The organism is Alcaligenes phenolicus (genome assembly GCF_032063905.1).
GTDB lineage: Bacteria > Pseudomonadota > Gammaproteobacteria > Burkholderiales > Burkholderiaceae_B > Alcaligenes > Alcaligenes phenolicus.
This window is the reverse complement of record NZ_DAMBOE010000004.1, coordinates 268,288-290,034: the sequence shown is the minus strand read 5'-3', so window position 1 is coordinate 290,034 and position 21,747 is coordinate 268,288. Positions and strand designations below refer to the sequence as shown.

20 protein-coding genes are annotated in these 21,747 nt (G+C 53.3%); 3 read left to right on the top strand and 17 right to left on the bottom strand.

The features are described 5' to 3' along the window. Window positions 1–17: 17 nt before the first annotated feature. Window positions 18–824 (bottom strand): SprT-like domain-containing protein, encoded by an 807-nt coding sequence (locus tag U2949_RS10935; RefSeq protein ID WP_321287812.1) that lies wholly within the window; start codon window positions 822–824, stop codon window positions 18–20. 152 nt (window positions 825–976) lie between these two features. Here U2949_RS10935 and U2949_RS10930 point away from each other — a divergent pair, with 152 nt between their 5' ends. The 3 genes from U2949_RS10930 to U2949_RS10920 all read left to right on the top strand — a co-directional run bounded on the left by U2949_RS10930 (window position 977) and on the right by U2949_RS10920 (window position 2,052). Next, on the top strand, window positions 977–1,348 hold the full coding sequence (locus U2949_RS10930) for a hypothetical protein (protein ID WP_109088531.1): 372 nt from the start codon (window positions 977–979) through the stop codon (window positions 1,346–1,348). A 162-nt stretch (window positions 1,349–1,510) separates the two neighbouring features. Continuing rightward, complete coding sequence (locus U2949_RS10925; protein WP_086060438.1) at window positions 1,511–1,729, top strand: antitoxin MazE family protein; 219 nt, start codon at window positions 1,511–1,513, stop codon at window positions 1,727–1,729. Beyond that, window positions 1,726–2,052 (top strand): type II toxin-antitoxin system PemK/MazF family toxin, encoded by a 327-nt coding sequence (locus tag U2949_RS10920; protein ID WP_321287694.1) that lies wholly within the window; start codon window positions 1,726–1,728, stop codon window positions 2,050–2,052. Before U2949_RS10925 ends, U2949_RS10920 begins: the two co-directional genes overlap by 4 nt. Before the next feature lie 446 nt (window positions 2,053–2,498). Here the strand turns inward: U2949_RS10920 and U2949_RS10915 are convergent, their stop codons facing one another. The 16 genes from U2949_RS10915 to U2949_RS10840 form a co-directional block, all read right to left on the bottom strand. Then, window positions 2,499–4,100 (bottom strand): hypothetical protein, encoded by a 1,602-nt coding sequence (locus U2949_RS10915; RefSeq protein ID WP_321287692.1) that lies wholly within the window; start codon window positions 4,098–4,100, stop codon window positions 2,499–2,501. Between the two features lie 452 nt (window positions 4,101–4,552). Next, window positions 4,553–7,528 (bottom strand): TrlF family AAA-like ATPase, encoded by a 2,976-nt coding sequence (locus U2949_RS10910; RefSeq protein WP_321287690.1) that lies wholly within the window; start codon window positions 7,526–7,528, stop codon window positions 4,553–4,555. Window positions 7,529–7,906: 378 nt separating this feature from the next. Further along, window positions 7,907–9,535 carry a conjugal transfer protein TraG N-terminal domain-containing protein gene (locus tag U2949_RS10905; RefSeq protein WP_321287688.1) on the bottom strand — a complete coding sequence of 543 codons (1,629 nt, stop codon included), beginning with the start codon at window positions 9,533–9,535 and terminating at the stop codon, window positions 7,907–7,909. Between the two features lie 14 nt (window positions 9,536–9,549). Further along, window positions 9,550–9,951: a hypothetical protein gene (locus U2949_RS10900; RefSeq protein ID WP_222668020.1), complete on the bottom strand. Its 402-nt coding sequence runs from the start codon at window positions 9,949–9,951 to the stop codon at window positions 9,550–9,552. Beyond that, complete coding sequence (locus U2949_RS10895; protein WP_321287684.1) at window positions 9,948–11,339, bottom strand: integrating conjugative element protein; 1,392 nt, start codon at window positions 11,337–11,339, stop codon at window positions 9,948–9,950. The genes U2949_RS10900 and U2949_RS10895 overlap by 4 nt, the downstream gene beginning before the upstream one ends. 19 nt (window positions 11,340–11,358) lie before the next feature. Continuing rightward, the gene (locus tag U2949_RS10890; protein WP_321287682.1) at window positions 11,359–12,705 is read right to left on the bottom strand and encodes a TraU family protein; all 1,347 of its coding nucleotides are present in this window, start codon (window positions 12,703–12,705) and stop codon (window positions 11,359–11,361) included. 9 nt (window positions 12,706–12,714) lie between these two features. Beyond that, on the bottom strand, window positions 12,715–13,194 hold the full coding sequence (locus U2949_RS10885) for a TIGR03757 family integrating conjugative element protein (protein WP_026482546.1): 480 nt from the start codon (window positions 13,192–13,194) through the stop codon (window positions 12,715–12,717). Next, entirely contained in the window at window positions 13,191–16,112 is a 2,922-nt protein-coding gene (locus U2949_RS10880; RefSeq protein WP_026482547.1) for a conjugative transfer ATPase, read from the bottom strand. Before U2949_RS10880 ends, U2949_RS10885 begins: the two co-directional genes overlap by 4 nt. Continuing rightward, entirely contained in the window at window positions 16,102–16,611 is a 510-nt protein-coding gene (locus U2949_RS10875) for a TIGR03751 family conjugal transfer lipoprotein (protein ID WP_321287677.1), read from the bottom strand. Before U2949_RS10875 ends, U2949_RS10880 begins: the two co-directional genes overlap by 11 nt. After that, window positions 16,598–18,172 (bottom strand): TIGR03752 family integrating conjugative element protein, encoded by a 1,575-nt coding sequence (locus U2949_RS10870; RefSeq protein ID WP_321287675.1) that lies wholly within the window; start codon window positions 18,170–18,172, stop codon window positions 16,598–16,600. The genes U2949_RS10875 and U2949_RS10870 overlap by 14 nt, the downstream gene beginning before the upstream one ends. A gap of 15 nt (window positions 18,173–18,187) precedes the next feature. Next, window positions 18,188–19,348 carry a TIGR03749 family integrating conjugative element protein gene (locus tag U2949_RS10865; protein ID WP_321287810.1) on the bottom strand — a complete coding sequence of 387 codons (1,161 nt, stop codon included), beginning with the start codon at window positions 19,346–19,348 and terminating at the stop codon, window positions 18,188–18,190. Between the two features lie 11 nt (window positions 19,349–19,359). Further along, complete coding sequence (locus U2949_RS10860; RefSeq protein ID WP_080584946.1) at window positions 19,360–20,160, bottom strand: PFL_4703 family integrating conjugative element protein; 801 nt, start codon at window positions 20,158–20,160, stop codon at window positions 19,360–19,362. Next, window positions 20,157–20,696, bottom strand: a complete 540-nt coding sequence (locus U2949_RS10855) for a TIGR03750 family conjugal transfer protein (RefSeq protein WP_009454033.1) — start codon at window positions 20,694–20,696, stop codon at window positions 20,157–20,159. Before U2949_RS10855 ends, U2949_RS10860 begins: the two co-directional genes overlap by 4 nt. A gap of 15 nt (window positions 20,697–20,711) precedes the next feature. Beyond that, a complete protein-coding gene (locus tag U2949_RS10850) occupies window positions 20,712–21,122 on the bottom strand; it encodes a DUF2976 domain-containing protein (RefSeq protein ID WP_009454031.1) in 411 nt (136 codons plus the stop codon). Window positions 21,123–21,167: 45 nt separating this feature from the next. Continuing rightward, complete coding sequence (locus tag U2949_RS10845) at window positions 21,168–21,419, bottom strand: DUF3262 family protein (RefSeq protein WP_021446579.1); 252 nt, start codon at window positions 21,417–21,419, stop codon at window positions 21,168–21,170. A gap of 22 nt (window positions 21,420–21,441) precedes the next feature. Continuing rightward, window positions 21,442–21,705 carry an integrative conjugative element protein, RAQPRD family gene (locus U2949_RS10840; RefSeq protein ID WP_131071821.1) on the bottom strand — a complete coding sequence of 88 codons (264 nt, stop codon included), beginning with the start codon at window positions 21,703–21,705 and terminating at the stop codon, window positions 21,442–21,444. Between the last annotated feature and the right edge of the window lie 42 nt (window positions 21,706–21,747).

Sequence of the window (21,747 nt, the reverse complement as noted above, 5' to 3'; positions counted from 1 at the left end):
AAGCCTTTAAATCAATTCTAGGCCGATTCGCTGTCGGTGCTTAGTCGAGCTGCGTCCGGCGATGTGAATGGGCTTTCACAGGATCCGCAGATAATCTTCAACTTTGGTTTACCCCAGACGCTTGTGCCGCATGGGCAGACGTACTTCCATCGGTTTGAGTTGCCGGTGGGTTTTACTGGCATACTCTCGTCGCCCTGGGCGGCGTTGCTTGTGGAGGTGGCACTGGATGCCAAAGCTTGAGTGAGTGCTGGAAGTGCGATGTATGGAGGAGCTCCACCTCCTACTGAGATGTCCAAGCGCTCAGCGGCGCTACGAGGTGCGTCGGCATGTGAGAAGCGATCGTACCAGGTCAGACAGAATGACTGGGTGAGCAGATCGGCGCACGCTTTCACAAACTTGCCATCCTCAATCGCATAATCAGCCATGAGTTGGCCAGTGCGAGCGCCACCTGGTTGGCCAGTCGAAGAGGGCATCAGTCCAATCGCTTCCATTTTCGAGGCCCACTCTTCATTGTGATACCTGCCACGCCCAGGCTTGCCGAAATGGAATTGCCAGAGATGGCACATTTCATGTACCAAAGTTTGCATGGTTTCGATCAAGGGCACGACGGCAAAGTAGGCCGGGTTCATCGCTATTTCGTCTGTATAGGTGCCTTGAGCGTCTACAAATCGCTGGCTTGAGAAATAGCCCATTGAGCGTTTCTCACGCTGCAAGGTAATCAGGCAGTTAGGCAGCTTGCCGTCGAACAGGGCGTCATTGAAATGATCGTAGGCCTGCTGCAGCTCGGTATATGTTTGATGGGTCGGTACCGTTCTCTTGTTCATGGTGGTCTTGAAGTATGAATTTGTATTGCACAATACACTATATTTACCGTCAAAGCATTGGCCGAATTTGAGCTTGGAGACAGTTAAACTAGTCACTGCGTGAGATTTCGTGCTCCTGAAACTGCAGTTTTTTAAAGCCTATATGGAATGAAATGAGTACATCCAACATTGAGGCCCTGGCCAGTATTTGGGCACGGATTGCTGAGGAAACGGAATTCCCGACCGACTACGAAGGGACGGCCACGCCCGCGGCACACCAAGCCAGCGTAGCAATACAGGAACGGATTCGGGAGCATATCGTCGCGACCAACGACATGCGGTTGTTTGGCCTGCTGCACTTGCTGGGGCAGGCGTCACTGTGCATGGAGCAGGTGCTATGGCCGGAGGAATACGAGCGGATGGCCCGCGAGGTTGAAGAAGCTCTGGGTGAAGTTAGCGATCCCAATGCCAGGTTGTACACCCATGAGGAAGTGATGCAGGTGATGCAAGAGCGGAACCACCAGGCACGAAGCAAGCTCCGTTGATGGGGTGATGTAATTGACGGCTGTTTCGGCTTGAGCGCAGGGCGCTGGGCTATCGATTACGAACTCAAGGGGCTTTGCCTTTGCGTTGCACAACAACTGCCGAAGCATGTTGCATGTAACGGATGATGGCCGTACTATAAGTGCATAGCTATGGAGATCAAGATGGCAAATGTGAACGCGAGAGTTCAGAAGCACCGGGATTCGCTCCGGCAAGCAGGATTGCGCCCAGTGCAGCTTTGGGTGCCTGATACGCGTCGGCCTGATTTTGCGGCGGAATGCCGTCGTCAGGCGCTGCGGGTAGCCAAGGCAGATAAGGCTGACGTGGATACAGAACATTTTATGGATGAGGCTCTGGCTGACCTGGATGGTTGGACAGAATGAGGCGTGGGGATCTCGTTACTGTTGCAATGCAAGGGGATTTTGGAAAGCCCCGGCCTGCATTAGTGATCCAAGCGGATTTGTTCGCTGCCCATTCCTCGGTCACAGTGCTCCCAGTAACCAGCACAATTGTGAATGCGCCCTTATTGCGCATTAGCATTCAGCCAGACCTAGAAAATGGTCTACAAAAACCTTCGCAAATCATGATTGATAAGGCGTTGACTGTTAAACGGGATAAGATTGGCCAAGCCTTTGGGGCTGTTAGTGCTGATACGCTCGTGGAAATTGAACGGTGCCTTGCTGTTTTCTTGGGAATTGCTAAGTAATACTGGGTGTGAGGAGGGCTAAGGTATATGAAATATGCTTTGAAACTAGCACGTCATGGAAGTGTTTTTCTTGCTAGGGTGGCATGGACAGGAGTGATAGTCGCAGTTGATTTCATTATGCTGATATTAAGTTCAACTAGTAGTAAAAGCTCAGAAAATCTAGCTGCGCCAGAAGTCCCCGACCCGTTGGATCGGGGGCATCCCAACTGGGAGTTTTATTGGGGTGAGCATAAGTAACTGGGTAGTATGAATTAAATCAGATTTGATCCGATAAGCATTGGTTGTTCAAATTTAACGAATTTCAGAGCGTTCACTTTGATGTATTGCCTTAATGTCAAATCGGTATCGGGAGTGCTGTCGAGGATTATCTGAAGCCTGAGTTGGAGCTGTAGCAGTCTCTTCTATTTTTGATTCTGTTCATGGTGCCCCCTATGAAAACTGGATCTTCAAACTAACGAGTTGTCCAATACACTCATGAAAACCGTTGCTTCCCCCCTTAAGCGATGGTCCAGTCTTTCAAATACATTCTTAAGCTGTTGCCGATAAGCCATTTTTGTCGGCAAATCTGTCCCTAGGATGATGGCGTTCAGGCAAGACGACGCAACGTCTGCTATTTGTGAATTTTTTTGAAGCCTCACATAGCTGCGAATTACGATTCCTAGCAAATACGTCTTGAACTGAACTGACAGTTTTTCACTTACGATAATATCCTCCAGCATTGAGCCAAGTGCTTTGGTGGCTTCTTTTGAGATGTAGTGGCGATCAAAGTGTTCGGCAGAAAGAGTTGAGTGCGGTATTTCCGTATCATCTATTAGTGCACACTGCTCCGCCCAATCTGAGCTGATTTTAACTAGGCGGCAGAGAAGGTAGTGAAAAGGGGTCGGCCATTCTTGGAATGTATCTTCGTCAAATGAGCCTGACATTTGCTTAAGGATTTTGTCGGTGAAATCTCCGAAGTAATGCAACCACATATGGTCTTGTAGTCCCTGATGAATACCTTCATGCACCATAATTTCAAAGAGAGTGATACCTGAGTTGATTGGGCATCGAAACCGTCCCGCCTCCTGGTAGGAGTTCAGCGATTTGTTGAGTTTGTCAGCTAAATTCTTATCTTCGTCCAATCGGCGGAGTACGGAATCACCTATAGCAGCGTCTAGGCCGTTCTTTACTGCTCTACTTGCATCAGTAAAGAAGAAGCGCAGCAGCCGATTGCTATCTGGTAGGTATAGACGGCTTCCACCATTAAGGTTTTGATTGTTTTTCAGCTCGACGTAGAGGCGGCTTCCCGCTGAGTTCAGTAGAGCATCGATGTAATCAGTAATGAAATCGGAGCGTATCGCTTCGTCCGTTTCCAGCAGTTTGAGGCAAAAATGTGGGTGCGCCTGTGCCAAGTGAACAGTCAACTCTGGTGAGGTGACCAGGTTCAACAGAATCTCTCGGGCTTGCTGACTGGCTTGGGTGCGCGCTTCAGATCTAGATTCCAATGCGCGTAGTAAGTGGTGCCACTGTTTGCGCCATGCAGAAAGGGGCTTAGGAGTTTCTCCTCTAAGGAGCGCGGCTAGTTCTTTTTCGATATGGCTTTGGCTTTTGATCCGGCGCAATAACCAAGACTGCTGTTTGGATAGGGAGATGAGTGTGGGCAGTTGGGGCTCAACCATCAGCACTAGCTCGTTGTAGCGCTTCGTGAGGTGCAAGTTTTCGATCAGTTCACGAAAAACGTGTACTCGGCGTCGGGCCAACTGAGGAAAACGTGTTCGCCAAAAGAAGTAGAGTGCTGCGGAGAGCAGCAATAGGTAGACTGCACTGGAGCTGTCAAGTCCCCATTTCCACGGCCCCAGGCTGTAGTACAGTCCAAGGTGGTCTAAGGCCGGCGCAAAGACGAGGTAGTGGACAAGAAGAAACACCGATCCGCCTACGACCCAATCCCATATGGTGATGCAAAACCGGAGTCGGAGTCGGTTGATGGGTGATATGAGCGCCCAAACGGCGGCAATCACGCCCAAAATAGTGAGAAGGCCAGTAGTATCAATATGTGTGGAGGCGGTCATCGGAAATATTTTGCATGTATCAATTGCTGGTTGCGAGCGCACTCAAGTGCAATCCAATTGGTCACTTTGGGGCGATTCTGGATGCTGGACGGAGGTTTCTTACGAGTCATCCACTCTCAGACTTGGCGGATGTGAACCGAGAGGTTGGTCTAGTTATCGCCCGGGAGTGGGTTCAACAGGTGAGCATTTCATAACCTTCTTTACCGTTGAATCGATCTAACGTTGATTGATAAAACCTCATCAGTGTAGCGAGTCAAGATCTGCTTCGCCTATTTATAGCTAAGGTCACTTTTATACATCCAACAACTCCCACCAAAGTTCTCAGGCGGAGCACAACCATTTGAGTAAAAGGTGCAGTGTTAAGATCGGAATTCCGATCTGTAAAGCAGCTTTTACAGTAGTGTGGTGGGAGTGATCGACCGCCGGAGTCAGTTGCCGATAAGCATTCCCATTTAACGCTCCAACCTAACACGCAGTCGGCGTGCACGTTCGCGAAATGCCACTTCTCCACCCTCTAGAATGTCGCAAACCGCTTTGCGGATAGTCGCGTTCTCGAGACCGCCGGACATATATTTTAGTAGAGGCAGCCCACCAGCAGAATGAGGGCCAGCATCCGCAATGATGATCTGATCAGCGTCGGTGTTGATGACGAGATTTGCGTTGTGTGTGACCATGATTACCTGACGTCTGGACTTGGCAGTGATAAACAGCGTTACCAACTCATCAAAAACCGACTTTGGGTCCAAGTTCTCCTCTGGTTGGTCGATTATGAGTGGTCGGTCATCCGCATCGTCGAGCGCCAAATATAGAAGAAGAAGTACGATCCCGCGCGTGCCAGGCGACAGCTTGCGGATGTCGATTCCGTCATAGACGATTTCGTATCGTACCGAGATGTGATCGGTAGCGAAAAGCCAATGTGCCAACTGCCTTAGCCAGCTGCGAAACTCCGTCTGTTGATTCTGGCTATAGGGGGCTTGGATAAGGAGGTCTTCCATATAGCGAGCCAGGAAGTTTGCTATTGCTGCTTGAACATCAGCAGTTGATCCTGTTTCCCAGGCTGGTCGCAAGGTAGTGTTCGCGAGAGCAATTAGTGCACCGCGGCCCTGGAATGGTCCTGACTTTCGCCTGTCGAGAAGGTTCTCTTCTGCAAAAGCTCCCCAGGTGTCGACGTCAACGAGGCGGCGGACTGAGAACCCGAGTTTGCGTAGCGTACCGGTGGATGCAGTTAGGCGCTCCATCAACGGCGCATAGATATCGGCAAGAGAAGTCTGTTCATTAATGATCGCCTGAAACACTCGACCATAGGCTGCGTCGCGCTCGCTTTGCAGTTGCTTACGCCGCTTGGCAGCACCTTGGGCATCAGTTAAGCGTGATTGAAGGCTAAGAAGGGTGGTGTTCTCTTGAGCGATGCGTTTCGACAGGGCTGAGTACTGGCTGCGAATAATGTTGTCAGCGCTGAACAGGGCCTCCAACCGAGTCATTTCCGCGAGGAGCGTATTGAGGGGCAGCTTGGAGATGTCGGCAGTATCTGGAAAGAGCGGAGTGTTAGGATCGCAGTCTGGAGCGGCCGGGCCGGTTAGCGCCGCAATTTGTTGATCAACAGAAGCTATGTAGTTGTCCAAACTGGCGTCAACATCACCTTTATAGATCAGTAGGAAATCCTCCCATTGTTGTTGGGTGAGGCCGCTATGCAGGTGTCGCTCCTTGGCTTGGCGTAGCAGTTCAGGTGCGCTGGTGGTGCGAGTACTTGCGACCTCATCCTGTAGGGCAACGAATGTTCTGCGTTGATTGCTATACGTTTGGATTTTACCGCGCAATGTCTGTACAACTTCGCCGAGTTGATTGTGGCGTGTGGCCTGCGCCTCTGTCCCCTTGACGACAAGCTTGGCAAGATCTTCGTTGTAGCGTTTAATCTGGTCAGTTTTTTGCTTTACTTGTCGAGTTAAGGTTGCCACAGAGGCCTCCTTTTCAAACTCTGTGGCAATGCGGTCAGATAGGTCGGAGATTGCCTTAGTTTCCCGTTCTCGGGCTTGTTGAAAGCGGGCGGTGCGGAAGTCTCTTAGTTCGGCGAAGTCGATTGCGCCATTCCGATCATCCTGCGGATAAGAGTCGAAGATTACACGCTCGATCTCAGTAAGAAGTCCATCAGAGATACCGGTAGATGAACACAGCTCCTCGACGAATTGTTGTGATAAGTAGCGCGCACGGGGAAACGAGAGATGATCGTTTGCGTCGCGGCCATCTAGGAAGCGTGTGGTTGAATGACCTCCACCCCAGGTCAGCGTTGTAGTTGCCGTGCCGAGGAGCGGGCGAGCGCGGACGAGAAATGAAGGACTGATATTTGCGTTTGCGCTCCAAGCGGTTGGGGGGATCGCATCACAACCGGCTGCAATCATGTCGGCAAGAGCCGTTTTTCCTGAACCTCGCGCACCGATGATTGTGACCAATCCTGGATTTAGTGGGATTCCCGGTGTCGTTGCCCAGTTCGCATCTTGAATGGCCACATGAGAGATCACTTGAGAAGGCATGGCCATAGATGGAGGTTCAGTGCCAACATATGCTCGACCTGCTGGATCAATGCAAGCCTGGCGCAGAGTGTCAAATTCGAGACCGCCCTTGACCCAAGAATATCGCTCTTCCACCGGAAGGCCGACAGTTTCTTGCCTGTGAGCATCGCTTCCGTGAAGGCAAGGTTTACAGCCACCATAACGCTCCTTAAGCTGGTCGGGTGTTATTCCTTTGTGTCCAGACCAGAACTGACGTTGTGCAGGACTACTTGAGAAAATGATGTCTGCGAACTTCTCGATTTCCTGGCGTATGGTTGTGTCTGCTGCTTGCCGCAAGCCCGAAGTGCCGTCGCCTGCTGCCCCTGCTACTGCGATAAGTATGTTTTCCTTTGCCCAATCGCTCCCCTGCATCACATGACGGAGTTGACTGAAACTAACTTTAAACTGCGTGGCCCCATGAGAAAGCGCCGCGTTATCATCGAGAATAGTAGTATCTGCTTTCCTTCCCAGTGCGATCAGATCGACACGGGTGCAGTTGAATGTGTCGCCATGCGCATGAAACTGAAGGCGCTGAAGGATACGGTTTAGCTCAGCGACGTGGTTCGGGTCCTCGGGGCTGACTAGGAGGTGTAAGTTGACAAAACCAGACTTGGCTGCAACATCTAGGCGTAGTTCAACATTAGGGAAGATGAGCTGTATATCTGGCAAACGGCCGGTCGTCTTTAGTCTTACCACCTCTTCGTAGGTGTCAGTGAGGTAGTAGTCTGTAACTGCCAGTGCTTCGATTTTCGGCGTTACTGTCTCTAGTTGTTTAAGATAGGAGTCCCAAGGAGAGCTGCCACCGAACTGATTATTGAGAATAGTCCCTGGCGCGTGGATATGCGGTTCCCAGCGACGCCATTCAGAGCCACGACCTATCATTTTCTCATCCTTTTCTATCTTAAACCGGTTTTTATAAACTATTTCTGAGTAATTTACTATGAGTTAATGAAATAAAAACTTTTTAATGCGTTAAAAAATATTCGTGAGTTTTGGGTCAATTGGCAAGCAAAAATAGAAATTGAATTATTCGACAGAAGCGTGGAGGGTTATAGTCTTAAAAGCTTTCATTTTAATTGACTATAGTTTTTCCAAGCTAGTACGGCAGGTTGAATTTACAATAACCACAGAGGGTTATATTTTTTCAATTATGATTTTTTAGAATCTTTACTTTATGTGAATCGAATGCTTTCTAGAAGCCTTGCTAACCTCTAAGGTTTTAGATGGCCTTGGCTACTTAGTGTTAGTGATTAATTAGTTTTACTTCTTCCCACCAAAGATTTTCCCTAATAGCGGGACACGTCCCGAGCTGGCAGCAGTGTTACCCCCATCACTCATCACCCTTTCTATACCACCTGCTACTCTCAAACCAGCCCACGCCATCATCGACGACCAGATGACCGGTAGACCGACATACAACGATAGTAAAATCGTGTTCAGTACCATTCGTTTATAGCCTGCTGGAATCGCTCCTTTGCCGATCATCATGGCTTCTTGAACAAATATATTGCCCAGAGCACCAGGGTACATGGCGTTGATGAGGTGACCGTCGATCCAGGTGGCGATGTACCACATCGATGCCCACATTTTGATGGTTAGAATGGCCATAGCTCCTAAGAACAATACACGGAGACTGAAACCGCTGACCAAAGTGGCCAAGGGAAGAAAAGCGTAGATGCCCATGAGGACCAATGCTTGAATCATGGGTAACGAGGTCACTAATGGCATCCATGCCATGCTGGCCATGAAAGCTGCGCCTCCTACACCAAGCGTGCTACCAGCGCCTGTTATGGTTCGACCTGCGACTGTAGCAGCGTCATAAGGGTTCCCCATCATTTGGTCAAAATCAACAAAGACGGGATTGGCTGCGGTTGATGCTAGCCGAGCCACTTCATCCTTTTGCTTATCGAACGACGTAAAGGTGAGAACGTTCGCCGCTCTGGATGCGAACGCTCGCACACCAGGGCTTCCATCGATCAGCTTTTCTCTCAGCTGATCCTCCCACCATTGCTTGCAGGTTGGGCGTCCAAACTCTGGGTTTACCGCGCCAGTGACTTGTGGATCCACGTCGCTCGATGGGTCGTAGTACTCCGTATCGCGGGAGTAATCGATCGCAAAACCGGTGACCGGAGCACGGCTGCGCATGGAAGCGTAATACCCAGGCTCAGTTCTGAAAAACTGGCTGCCCATCCAATCCACATCGGTAGGCCCATAGTCGGTATTGGATTCTGCCAAGATCGAGGCACCTGATGCACTGATTCTGCTGCGATCGCTGCGCAAATACTGACTGCGTGCCGGGATAAAGCATTCGCTATAGAAGCGTTGCACATCACCGAGCAAGGCGGGGTCTTCGATTGTGGCATTCTTGGCCATATCCTCCAGAACCCGCATATCAGATCCAGAATTATTCATGCCATTGCGAAAGGCATTGTTGATCCCAGAGCTGATGGACATGATGGAATACCACCATAGGGGCACGTTACTCAGCCCGCTGGCCTGGCTCATGCTTCCATCAATAGCATCGCGTAGTGCCGTATCGTAGGTGCTGCCACTGGCTCCAGGCGTTGCCTCTACAGGGTTCGGGTTGTCAATCGAAGGAGGGGGCATGTACGACAAGCGCGCATACGTTAGGCTTGTGATGGGCGATGTGAAAAAGCAAACAGACATCACAAACAGCATGACGATGAGCTGCGTCTGTACGCTTTTGATGACACCCATAACGCCGATGTCTTGCATTCCCCGCTGGCCAGCTTCGCGCCAGGCATTGATGATTACCACCAGAAAAGGGATGACGACCAAGCCGATGCCGGTCACGATCTCGCCAAAGATATTGGCAAACGCCCATCCGTAGAAAGTGGTGAAGAGCTCAAGATAACTGTCTAGTTGCATGGCGTATTCCCCAGCTAAGCCGCAATGAGCGCTGTCACCCAGCGCCAGATGCGGTCAAGGCCAATCGGAATCAAAACTAAGTACAGCGTGGCAAATGCCGCCACCTTCCGGCGGCTGGCCAGCACGGCGTCATATTCGAATCCTTGAACAATATGTCTGGCCTGGAGCCAGCGCACGACGGCTGGCCAGCGCCAAATAATGAGTAGTGCTGCCAGACATTGCGCGATTGCTCCAATATCTCGTACTGACGATGTCCTCTCAAGAAGGCTCAGAAGTCTATGTTCCTGTCCGATAAACGACTGCGCTAGTGCGCCGAGCAGCCCAATGAGCAGGAGAAATCCGGCCAAACCGATGGCGAGCCATATCAGTGCTCGCCACAGCCAGCTGCGTTTTTTGGTGAGAGAGACTTGTGTCATAGTCCAGGCACCCGTCCACCCACTGCTGGGGCAGGATCAACAGGGTTGCCACCCGGTACGTTCAGTGATTGTGTGTCAATGGCGGACTGGGTGTTGATGATCGACAATGCCGTCTGGGACGTCAGATCCTTGCGGATCCGAGCCTCATACATCAAGTCGTCAATGTAGCCACTTAAGCGATCGACCGAAGCCTGGGTGTTTTGGATGGCATCTCCTGCGGCCGTAACCTCCGGTAAGGTCAGACCTGTCATCAACACGCTACGCGCCACCAGTGCTTTATTGATCACCCGGTGCATCGCCATTTCCTGAGCAATGCGGTTCACAGCGATGCTGCGGGTGTCAGGCGGCATTGCTCGTAAGGAGTCAAGCAACTGAGGAGACACGGCAAAGCCAGGAGCTGAGATTTCTGCGAGGTCGGCATAAGTGGCCGAGTTCGATGGGTTGGCCATTGCCTCAAGCTTAGGCTGGACGAAATCGACTTCGGCTTCATATTTGGGCCCCAGGCCGCTGGAGGTCACGACCGTGGTTGGGGCAGGGCAGTGATGTTGCCCGCAGGTATAGACCTTCTGATCCCCAAGGACTTCGGTTGTCCATTGGGCAAGTTCTGCCGGTGATTTAAACGCACGAACCAGGCGAGAGTTTTTCTCGGCAGGTGAGTTACTGTAGTCCGTGGTCTCTGATGCGGTGATTGGTTTGTTGAGGGTAGCGTTATAGCCTGCCACAGAGAGATCTCGCACCGGCTCAATAGGTCGGCCTCCTACACCCCCGGCATTTTGGCCAAAGACCCATGGCACCCCGGCTTTATTGGCCTCTTCATTCTTCTCAATGTCGATTTTTGCCTGGTAAATATCACCTTGCGCGGAGGCCTTGATCTTCCAGCCTTCACCTTTGGCCATCTTGATCCAATCCTCATAGGGGTTCTGCCCCGCTTTGACCATGGCCTCCATCTCTTCGCAGGATTTAAGGCTGGCCCCGAGCAGGAGATCCACCTTTTGCGAATAGTTTTGAAAAATCTGATACAGGCCTGGCTGTGCGCGTTGCAAGACGTACAAGGGGAGGGCAGCGATACCAGATTGAATCGCCCCAGTCACCGTCTGGCCCAGGTTGTTGAGGTTGTTCATGATGTTGGCCCAAGATAGGCCTATATCAAACTTGCCACATGAATAGTTCAGTCGAGCATTTCCTCCAAAGCCTAAGTTGTGAGCGACCTGGCCGCGATAATTTGCAGAGCCGCCGGGCGAGCCGCCTCCCATTCGGTAATACAGCGAAGAGCCGCGTACGGGTTGCGCGTAGGCGTCGGGTATCACGCTCATGGAGGTCAACGCAAGAGCCAGCATCATGGCGGCTGGTTTCAAGCGCAGTGTGAACGGGCATTTTGGTTGTTGCATAGATATTCTCGTCCTTCGCTTAAGGGATGCTGTATAAAAACTCACCACGGATGCGGCAGCAGTCATAGTGGTTCCACATATTCCACATATAGCCATCGGCACCATCGGTTTTGTAATCGCCAAAGCTGGCCAGGCTCATTGAGTCATCTGCACCAAAGGTCATGCAGGACCGCTGAGCGCTCGGATAGATCATCTGCCAGGTAGTGGGCTTGGAGGTGGGGAAGTACTTGTAGCCACTACCGGGTTGCAGACGCTTGTAAATGTGGGGCTGTGCAGATTGCGAGATGATGCTTCCGACACGCGTGGCCAGCACGGCGGAGGCCTTTACTGGGTGTGACTGCACAAGCTCGCCGTTACGTGGGTATATAGGCCCCCAGGTAGTGGAAAGGGGCGAGGTGCTTACTTCCCCTGTACCAGGCACCCATGATTGGGGGTAGAGCATCTCCAGCGGCCAAAACCCTCGCCAGCTCATCGCGTCCATGTCTGACTGAAAATGCAGATTGAACACCGACGCTGAGCCGGGGCAGAACATTTCAGATAGCCCACCGGAGGCACCCAGGCGCTGAGCGATCTGCACCATGTCTCTGATTGGCCCAAGATCTGCACCCACCATATCGACGCCGGACAAGCCAATGGCTTGGGTGCTGACGCTTCCACCAAAGACATTGCCTAAATTTCCAATTGATGAGCTCAGCTCGCCAAGTTTTGCCGGAAATGCAGAGACGGAGGAAATGATGTCTGCTGGTGCATTGGCCATGGCACGGGCTGCTTCGATGAATTCGTTGCCTAGCTGTTGGGGGACTTGCCGCCAAGACTGCGCGATACGAGGCAGTTCTGTGCGAGTAAAGGCCAACAATTCGCTATAGCCCGGAAACTGGAATGAACTGCCAAAGCTGGGGATGTAGCCGCTGGCGATGCTGGCAATCAAGCCTGCGGGGTTGCCAATGGCGTCCGCACTTTTATAGGTAGTCACCTCTGTGCCCTCGCGCAGTGTTCCTGCTGATGCGTCGATCGGGGCGCCGACTACGGCTGATCCCACTGAGGATATAGCTGTCGCCAATGGCTTACCCACCTCAGCCCAAGGGTGAGCCAGAGGATCGTTGTAGGTGCTGATCACGGCATCGGGCACGTAATGTGCAACCCGAACCGACGTCCGGATGAAGCAGCCAATGAGCGGGATGCAAACCAGCCAGACGCAAATGCCTTTGACCTGATAGGACGTGCAACTGGGGAGTGCTGCGACCGTATTGGTGACGACGCCCGCCGTGGTTGTGGCAGCTGTTGCTGGAACAGGCCGCAGTGCGGTTGCCAGCACCAGCAAACTAATCGCAAGCATGTGCCGAAAGCGCAAAGTAGTGATTGACATGAGTGCCTCTTAATTTTGGCTGTCACGCCAGGCCATAAGCGCCTGGTCAACGTCGACATAGCCAAAGACTACATAGCGCTGGTTGATGACCACCGCTGGTAATCGGTCAATCTGATAACGCTGTGCGCGTGCCAGGCCGTTAACGGCACTCGCGACCATGGGTTGGATCATTTGTCGCAAGCGGGCTTCATTGTTGGCAACCCATAGACGTGCTTCTGCTTCGTCTTGTGGCATACCTTCATTCATCTGAGCTTCGAGATTATTCATTGCATCCAAGCGGTAGATGGACAAGGCATAGTGTGGTGAAGTGCTTGGTGTTACCGGCATGGCAGTGTTGGCAAACACCTCTACGGTCATGACGCCTACGTACAGGTCTTGGTCAGGCTGTTGCGCAGTCGCTGGTGTGACGACGGCAAGTAGTGCCGTCAGAACCGCGATGCAAGCCGTGAGATGAGAAACTCCTTTGCTAAGTGAGCGTATCTTGATCATGCGCGACTCCGCGCCAGCTCTTGTGCCACCATTTGAGCAGCCCCCATTTCGTTGATTCCATGCTTTTCCATCAGGCGACGTCGGTGTGCTTTCTCATGGCCCTCAGTCATGGCCAATGCAATCGGGAGAGCTGGAGGGACGTTGCGAAAGAGCATCTGGCCGGTCGCGGAAATCAGAACCCCTTCCGTGTATTTCGGCGGCTCTTTTTGGGCGGATTCCATCATGGCTCGCTGCTCGTTGGTGAGCGACCGAAATCGCACCACTTCTTCAATCTCTGCTTTGTCCATGGTCAGTAGCATCCAGTACTCACACATCGAGAGCACGCGCTCCATAGAGTCGGGAAAGTCTTTCAGGTTTTGTGTGGCAAGCCAGAACCAGGTATTGAATTTGCGCCACATTTTGGTGCCCTTGGCTATCTTGGGGCCAAGCAGCTCATTGGTTGTGATCAAGTGGCCCTCGTCCGTAAGGAACACCATCGGGCGACCAGAGTGTTGGTTCAGCTCGGCACGGGACTGTACTGAGTCGATGAGGCTTGTGTACGCAACAGCCAAGGCATCTTCATAGCCGTCTTGAGTGAGCGTACCCATCTCGACCAGAGTGACGTCTGCATCTGGCCAGTCCTGTCCCTCACGATTGAATAATTTGCCTCGCAGCGCCTGGGTGAAGGTCATCATGGACTGACCCATTTCTTCGGCGCGTGCACGCCGCGCCGGTGACATGGTCTGGTCCTTATTCATGTGCATCAGCTGCAGGGCCACATCTTGTGTCAACGGGTGCTTGGCTCCCCGTTCTTTGCAACTGATCGCGGCCATGATGATGGCGCGTGATACCAAGTACCGGTCGGCTCGACTCATCTGTGCGACTTCGTCCGCTTCACCGCCTGTGATCATCAGGATCGCGGCAATCAGCATCTCGCCCAGCAAGTCTCTTTTATCCAGCTCGTCGTCCTGCTCTTCGTCCTCTTCCCTGGCCTGGAACGTTTCATGAAAAGACACGTCGGCAGTCGACGGCTCATCATCTTGGCCAAGCAGGGCATTGAGCAGTTCGTCATCGGGCAGACCTGCGTTGCTTCGTGCCTGCTGCTCGGCCGCCACAAAACTCTCCATCACTTCACTATCATCTAGTAGTTGGTACGCATGAACGAACGGTGGCAAGGACACTTTTGCACTACTGTTCAGTTCAACTTTGTAGGTCGATAGCCCTCGGTCTTTAAAAAAATCCACCAAAAGACCAAAGGAGTTCCCGGCATCGACAATCACCAGCCGTGGCCGATGAATGGCCATCGTCATCATGGCGATGTAGTTCAAGGTGGCCGATTTACCGGCTCCGGTCGGTCCCAGCACCAGCATATGCGCGTTCTTTTTACGATCGCGTTTGTTGAGCGGATCCACAAACAAGGGTTCCCCGCCGCGATTCCAGAACCACATGCCAGGGTGGGGTGTGCCACGGGCACGGCCATACAGCGGTAAGAGACGCGCAATATGGGAGGCGAAGGTCAGACGGGATCGACGAAGTACCTGGTTATCGAAGGCGGGGTCATAGTTAAACGGCAGAGCACGCATGAATGTGTCCAGCGGGACCAGGTCATGCTGATTGCTGATGAACTTCAGGCCTGATGGGATCAACAGCGCATTAATCGTGTTGATGTTGCTATCGAGTTCATCTGTGCTGGTGGCAGTCGCGTACAGGGTCACCATCATTGGAAACAGGTGGTTGCCCCGAACTATTTCATTCAAAACGTTGGTGCATTCCCGGTAGGTTTCGATGGCCTGCGCCGTCTTAGCGCGTGAGGCATCCCGGATCCGCTCAATTTGTGACTCGACGATGTGTTGAGGCGCAATCGTGATGGAGACCGAGAGCATCGAGCCAGGAGGCAGACGGTCAAACCGTGCAAATCGCTCTTTACCGTTGGCCAGCTCCGCCGTGAAATGACCAATCTCAGGCTGCTTGCGCATATTTTGTAGGGTCAACGCCTTGACGGGTACGCCATCAAACTCAAACAATCCCTGTTCCAGGTTCGAACGGGGCTCATTGATGCTCAATAGCTCTGACAAGTCCCATCCAAAAATGGGCGTATCCTCGTCATCGGTCAACGGGGTGTCGCCGGGATAGGGTAATTCACGCATCATTTGCGTGCCTGGCGCCCAAGGCAGATCACGGTTAAAAAACGGCAGTAGCCACTCATACAGGTCTTTGCCGGTACAGCGGCGAACGGCCACACCGGCCTCGGAAAACGTGGCCATGATGGTGTTGGCCACAGACTCGATTTGCTGCACCGGCGTTTGTGGATCATCGGCTGCGCCGCCAAATCGACGATACAGGCAACAACGAACACGGCGGATTTGCCCGCGCCAGACTTGACCGGTGACAAGCGTATCGGTGAACAGGCCATTGGGTTGCGAGACATTCGACAGGTGAGAGCGCACCTCATCCAATACCGCCTGGGTAAACGGCGAGTTCAGGATCTCCTGGCCCAGGCCATCGTCCTTGTGTTGCTCCAGGATATAGTCGGTAAAAGTGTCATTAAGATGATCCAGGTTACGGTCATCATTGACAAAAAACTGAGCGATCCACGGTGCGCCGTTGACCGATGGCATGGCTTGCAAGGCCTCCTGAATCTTCTGGGCGTGTTCATTCAGAATTTCGATAGGCATGGCCTCGGTCGCAATCGGAGAGAGCTCAAACAGTGCACCGAGCGTATTGCCATCACGCAACACGAAAATGCGCTCATCGGGGGCATAGCTGATATAGGGCAGCATGTCGGTAAACGACGGTGGCCGTAGGGCCATGCGTCGACGATCTGCAACGGTCTGGCCAGGAGACGATGCCTTTGCGGTGACTTGAGGAGCGCGCTTACTGCCTGGTTGCGCTGCACGTTGACGCGTGAATCCGAGCAAGCTGGCCACATTAGCGATCATCTGCGCCTCCCTTTTTCTTGGCGCTGGATTTAGCCTCAAAGTAGTCACCTCGCCACTGCAGCAGATCTTGGGTGACTTCACCAGGTAGCGCATACTGTGTCTGGTCATACATCGGGAAGACGGTCACGTAGCCAGGAACCGGATACTGGCCCTTGGCCAAGTGAGGAAACACCACCATTACCAGGTCAGGGTTGGGCAGCCGAGCGAATCGCTGGTTCATGGAATCAACAGCTGACCAATATCGCTGGGTTAACTCATCACTTGGATTAATCGGTCTAGCCTGAGTGCGCTCACGCATCCGCTCCTGGGGGGTAATGCGCGACTGACGAGTCGCTTCGTTTCGATAATCAGTACCCCGGTAGACGTCCAGCACCGTTGGCGAATCCTTAGTGACCTCATTAAGTGGGGATTCGCGATCCATCATGACGGTGCAACCGCTGAACATGGCGGTGGTGATTAGAGTCAGCGCCAGGCGTTGGACAGTTTTATTCCAGACCATAATGTGCTCCACGAGAAAGCTGCTGCGTCCCTTGCTGGCGGTACACCAGCTTGCGGGCGTTGGGCATCTTGTCAATTTGCAGTTCTTTATCCAGGTGAATAACTATTTGCTTGCCAGCCGGGGTTACAACGGCGTCGAAGCTATTCTTCAAACGGGAGGTCATCCATGCGACGATCTCATTGGTTGCGCCAGAGGCCGCTTGCCCCATGGCGTAGCCACTGCGTGAGCCGGTGATTTGAGAGGTGGTATTGCCCGTGCCCAGATTGTTGGAGACGGTGCGCTGGGCATCGGAGTAAGCTTGTGCGGCGACATCCAGCCCCTTGAGCATGGCCAGGTCGGCCAGATAGGCCGGGGCATTGGTGACGAATTTGCCGGGAATGCAGGGATTGCCGTGTACGTCAGAGATGTAGCCCAGGTCCTGGGTGCTACCGCCGCCATTGACGTTGGCATTCCCCCCGCCTTTGGAGCGCTCAGAGATGGTGCGAACCGTGCCGTCATTAAAGACAAAGGTGACCGAGCGCACTTTTCCTTCTGAGCACGACAGCGCCATATCGCCGATTGCCACACCGGTGACGATCATCCCCTCAATGTCTGCTGGTAATTCAAAGCCATTGGCTGCCAGGTTGTCGCGGCCGACAATCGCTTTAAACTGCATCGGGTCAGTGACACGGCCATCAATGGGCACACGTCCGATGAGACTGGTCATCGATACTGCGCCGACCAGTGTCGAGTTCTCGGGAACAGTAAAGTACGGAATCGGTTCAGGCTTGGCGGCTTGTGGTGCTGACCGTGTTTGTGTGGCGGTGGGCCTGGACACAGGGCCCATGGAGCTATTGGCATAGGCCTGATTGCCACTGGTGCGGACATAGCGCGTAATGGCTGGTCCGTCATTGCCATTGCGGCCCTGCTCGGACTGCGTTACCGCGCTATACCCCATGGGAGGTAAAACACGGTATGGCCCTGATGAGGTAACAGTCGGAGTGGGCGATTCTGTTCCCAGGGAAAATGATTGTTGTGGGACCAGGGGAGTCGTTCGCGTCTGAGCAGCTCGATTGGCTGCTTCGGTCTCAGAGCGGGCCGGTGACAGTTGAAAGGCGCGTGAAAACGTATCGACTGCTTCGGAGCCACGCTTCAAGGTGAGGTTGACTGCGTTTTTGGCGCCCGTCTCGTCGCCGGTTGGGTCGATCGAGTCCGTACGGGGTCCGTCAAGATTGAGCGTGTCGCGTTGCTCTTGTTCGATGCGACGCGAGACCGTGGCATTAGCACCGCCCACGCGCTTATTCTCGGCGATGAGTTGATTGTTCATCTCGATCACGCGTGCCACATCACGCCGCAACTGTTCATTGCTGGCGGTGACGGTGCGTAGGGTTTCGGCGGCGTTGTCGTTGTCCGCTCCTTGCGCGGTAGGCAGTGTGGCACTTTCAGGTGTAGGAATGGAGGTCAATACCGAGTTGGTAGATTCTCCTGAACCCGTAAATTGCCTGTATATCACCACGCTGACTATTAAGACGGCGACACCACCGAGGATGGGGATCAGTTTGTTGCTGGACGTGCTGCTCATGCTGTTGTTCCTTTATTACCGGCAGGCTTCAAATCGGCGCTGGCACACCAGATAAATGGCGGTGGTGTCCGTCTCGGAACCGGCTGGGCCAATTCGACCGTGCTGCGCGGTGGCTGCAATCCATTGGCCGCGCACTTGCTCAAGTGGAATCTCCAAGGGGTTATGTGACCGGTTCTTGATGAGAACGGCTGTCACATAGAGCTGGCCAGAACGCCACTGACCAACGGGGGTGGATACAACATGGACGCCACGTATTAGGTTGGCAATTGGCTCAGCAGTGACTTCGACCTGCTGCACACCTGAGAACGGGGTGGCAAGCCGCTTTGGGGCATAAAGCTGGCGTGCGGCGTAGCGGGTGAGCTGGACCATATCTGTCGGTGCTGATTCCGCCATTTGCTGGCTCAATGTGTGTTCATTGGCCATGCTGGTCGCTTGCGCTGCCGCTTGGGAAGCGGGACCATCACCTCCGATCTCCTCTGAACCAGGCGATGAGGAAGCAACGACAAAAACCTGAAGTTCGCTACGGGCACTGGCTGTTGTGCTGTCGGCAACCAGATCGAAGGGAATTTGCTGCCCAGAGTCAATGAGCTCAGCAATGATTCGCACGGGTGTGAACTGCTGGAGGGCCGTGATGTACATCGTGCGATCAATGACTTCGATTCTGGCAATCTTGGACATATCCGATGGCACATGCAGGGCGGCAGGCGCAGGCAAGGTAATCATGCGTTCGATGCCCACAGGCAGTGGCGCACGTACCGGAGCTCGATTAAACACGGCTCGCTCGACGCCATGCGGTTTGTTTTGTGGCGGTTTGCGGATGGTCGTGCCGCTTTCGTCCTGATTATCCTTGGCCTGTTGAATGGCCGCATCCACAGTGCTCACCACCATAGCTTGGCCACCCATCACATTGACGCCAGGGGTTTGATACTCAGCGTTAGAGGGTGAGGAGCCAAGATTGGGAATCTCTCCCAGATCGGGCGCGTTATTCACTGCTGCGTTTGTTGCAGAACCCACATTGACACTTGAGTTGACGCTGTCAGGGGCTGGAGCAATAAGATCTGCTGGTACGCTCTCCAAGTTTGGCCCCAAGTCTCGCACTTGTGCCTGTGCGTACTGGGCCAGCCCCAAAAGAGCGCAGGCCAGAGCTGTTTTGCGAATGCTAAGAATGGCTTTCATGGATGACAATCTCACTCGCTTTGAGGTTGGACGGGTCGCACCTGGATAGGTGTCGGAGCGGGGTCGGTCACGTTGGTTGCCGGGTCGGTGATCGTGCCGGGCAATGTGGCGGGCACGATTTCTGACTCAGTTGGCAGCTCGGGACTTTGGTTGTTCTTCTGGACTGCGGCGACTTCGTCAGGATTCAGGCGGGCAGGGCGGTTGTTGCCATAGCAGTCAATGGCCAGCTTCCAGGGGTTTTTCTCGGGGTCAACGTCATATCGCACGACACGCATCGGATACCGGATGTAGATGTCTTTGATTTGTTGACCACGAAATGTCTCTTGCAATTGCATGTCGAGCAGTACTGTCCAGGTGTTGGTGCCTTGCGAAATGACTCGTCTGGGTGAAAACCCAAACCCTGGAATCTCCGTCATGATGCGTGTGCGTGAGCGCAACTCACCGGCTCTATCCCGTGTGTTCATGTCGTTCTCTAGCTGAGCGCGGCAAGACGGGGTGATGTAGGCCTGGTAGTAGTAGATTTGCTTGCCGTAGTCCTTGTACCCGTCGGCTTGCCAGCGGTTGACCTGCTGCCAGATGTAGTAGGCAAAGCCATATACATTGACGTCAGGGACCGGCGACTGGCCGTCGGTCACGGTGACGACGTCCCCGCCTTGAATGTTGGGGTGCAGATTGACGTCGATTCGATGCGGTGTGCGGGCAGCAAAGTACATACCCACAGCCCCAAGTGCAGCGACAACTAAAACAAGTGCGCCCAGTCTTTTATTTGTCGCCTGAACAGTGGCCAGGGCGTTTAAATATTTTGAACTCATACGTTGTTGCTCGCTTTATCCGCTATCGGTGTCACACCTTGAGCAGCGCAAGAAGAGGGGATAGCCGTTTCGCCCGTAGAAACAACGTTCTGACGGGACGGTTTAGGGTTGAATGATGTGGACAAGCTAAAGGGCAAGGTCCGGCCCAAGCTCCAATAACCGTTGTGGCGGATGAATTTGGCTTTCACCCACCCACGAGAGGCCATCCAGTGGTGCATAGCCTGGTTGTAATAGCCGTCAGGACGGTTGCGCTTAAGTCCAGCCAGGTATTTAGAGGCAAACCACAAAATGACTAATGGTCCAAATAGCATGATGGCCAAAAGTGTTTGCCAGAAGCCGGTTATGGCCAGCAGTACTAAGCCCAGCAGCAGACACACCACGACGGAGATCAGACCGATGATTTGTGCTTCATCGACCGTCATACCGTTCAGAATGGCTGGTTGAACATTCACGCGATCGGTTATCGGCGTAGCGATGCCCTGGGTAACTTGCTCATCTAGCTGTTCAAGGTGTGGGGCAGAGGGCTTGCGAGCCATATCGACTTTTCCCCTTTACCCGAGCGTGGCGATGGCATACGTGGCCAGTGCGACAAGCGCAATGGCAAGCACACCGCCAGTGATTACGTATTCTTTCAGGTCAGCAATATCAGCCTGGCCACGTGTGTATTGGGTCCACTTTGTGATTGCGCCCATCACGACTTTCAGGAAAAAGTAGCCAACAAAGATCATGGCCAGAATCGTGATGCCCTGTTTCCAGTAAGCACCCATCGCTCCAAGCCAATCGCCGTCAGCAACTTGAGCCCCGTCAATGCCAGATCCCGGTGTGGGCATCGTGGGCAAAGCTGCCATGGCAGGTGACGAAAGTAACGCTACAGCAGGGATCAAAGCGGCTTGCGCGAAGTAACGCTTGGCTTTTTGCCACCCCGCTCGGGGTGCCGCCAACAGAGCGTTCAGTGTGGTCATAGCTAAACTCCGTAAGGTTTGATGTGTTAAGAAGTCCTGTGAGCGTCAAACCAACACCCACAGGATTAAGGACAACAGCACAACTAATTTGACGCAGGCCCAGACCACCTCTTCTTGCTTGAGTTGGTTCTCCCGGTAGTTCTCTAGAGCGGCCATTACCAACCACGCAAAGAACAGAGCCACAGCTGCTACCGTTATGACCGTCAGCACGATCTTCATGGCGTTTGGGTCAACACCCGAGCCCGCTGCAAACGCCTCTCTCATGCTCGAACCCATCTGCGCATTGTTCATGCCCATAAGGAGATCTCCTGAAGCTGCGTCATTGGCGGTAGTCGCCTCGCAGTGGCTCGACCGGACGCGGCTGCATAGGGGCATTAAGGTGTTGTTGAATTCCCCGACGCATCACGTCCAGGTCATTGATCAACCACTCATATCGAAAATTGACTCGTTGAGATGGAGGCGCATCACGAGAGGCCGCGGCCACCATCTGCTGCACGACGGCCAGCTCGTTTTCAATCCGTGCCAGACTTTCGCGCTCACTATCGGCATCTCCAGCCTGAACGGTGGCGCACGCGACGAGCATGAGCGCGGCTACCCAGGCGCGATGAGTCTTACGTTCTGAGAG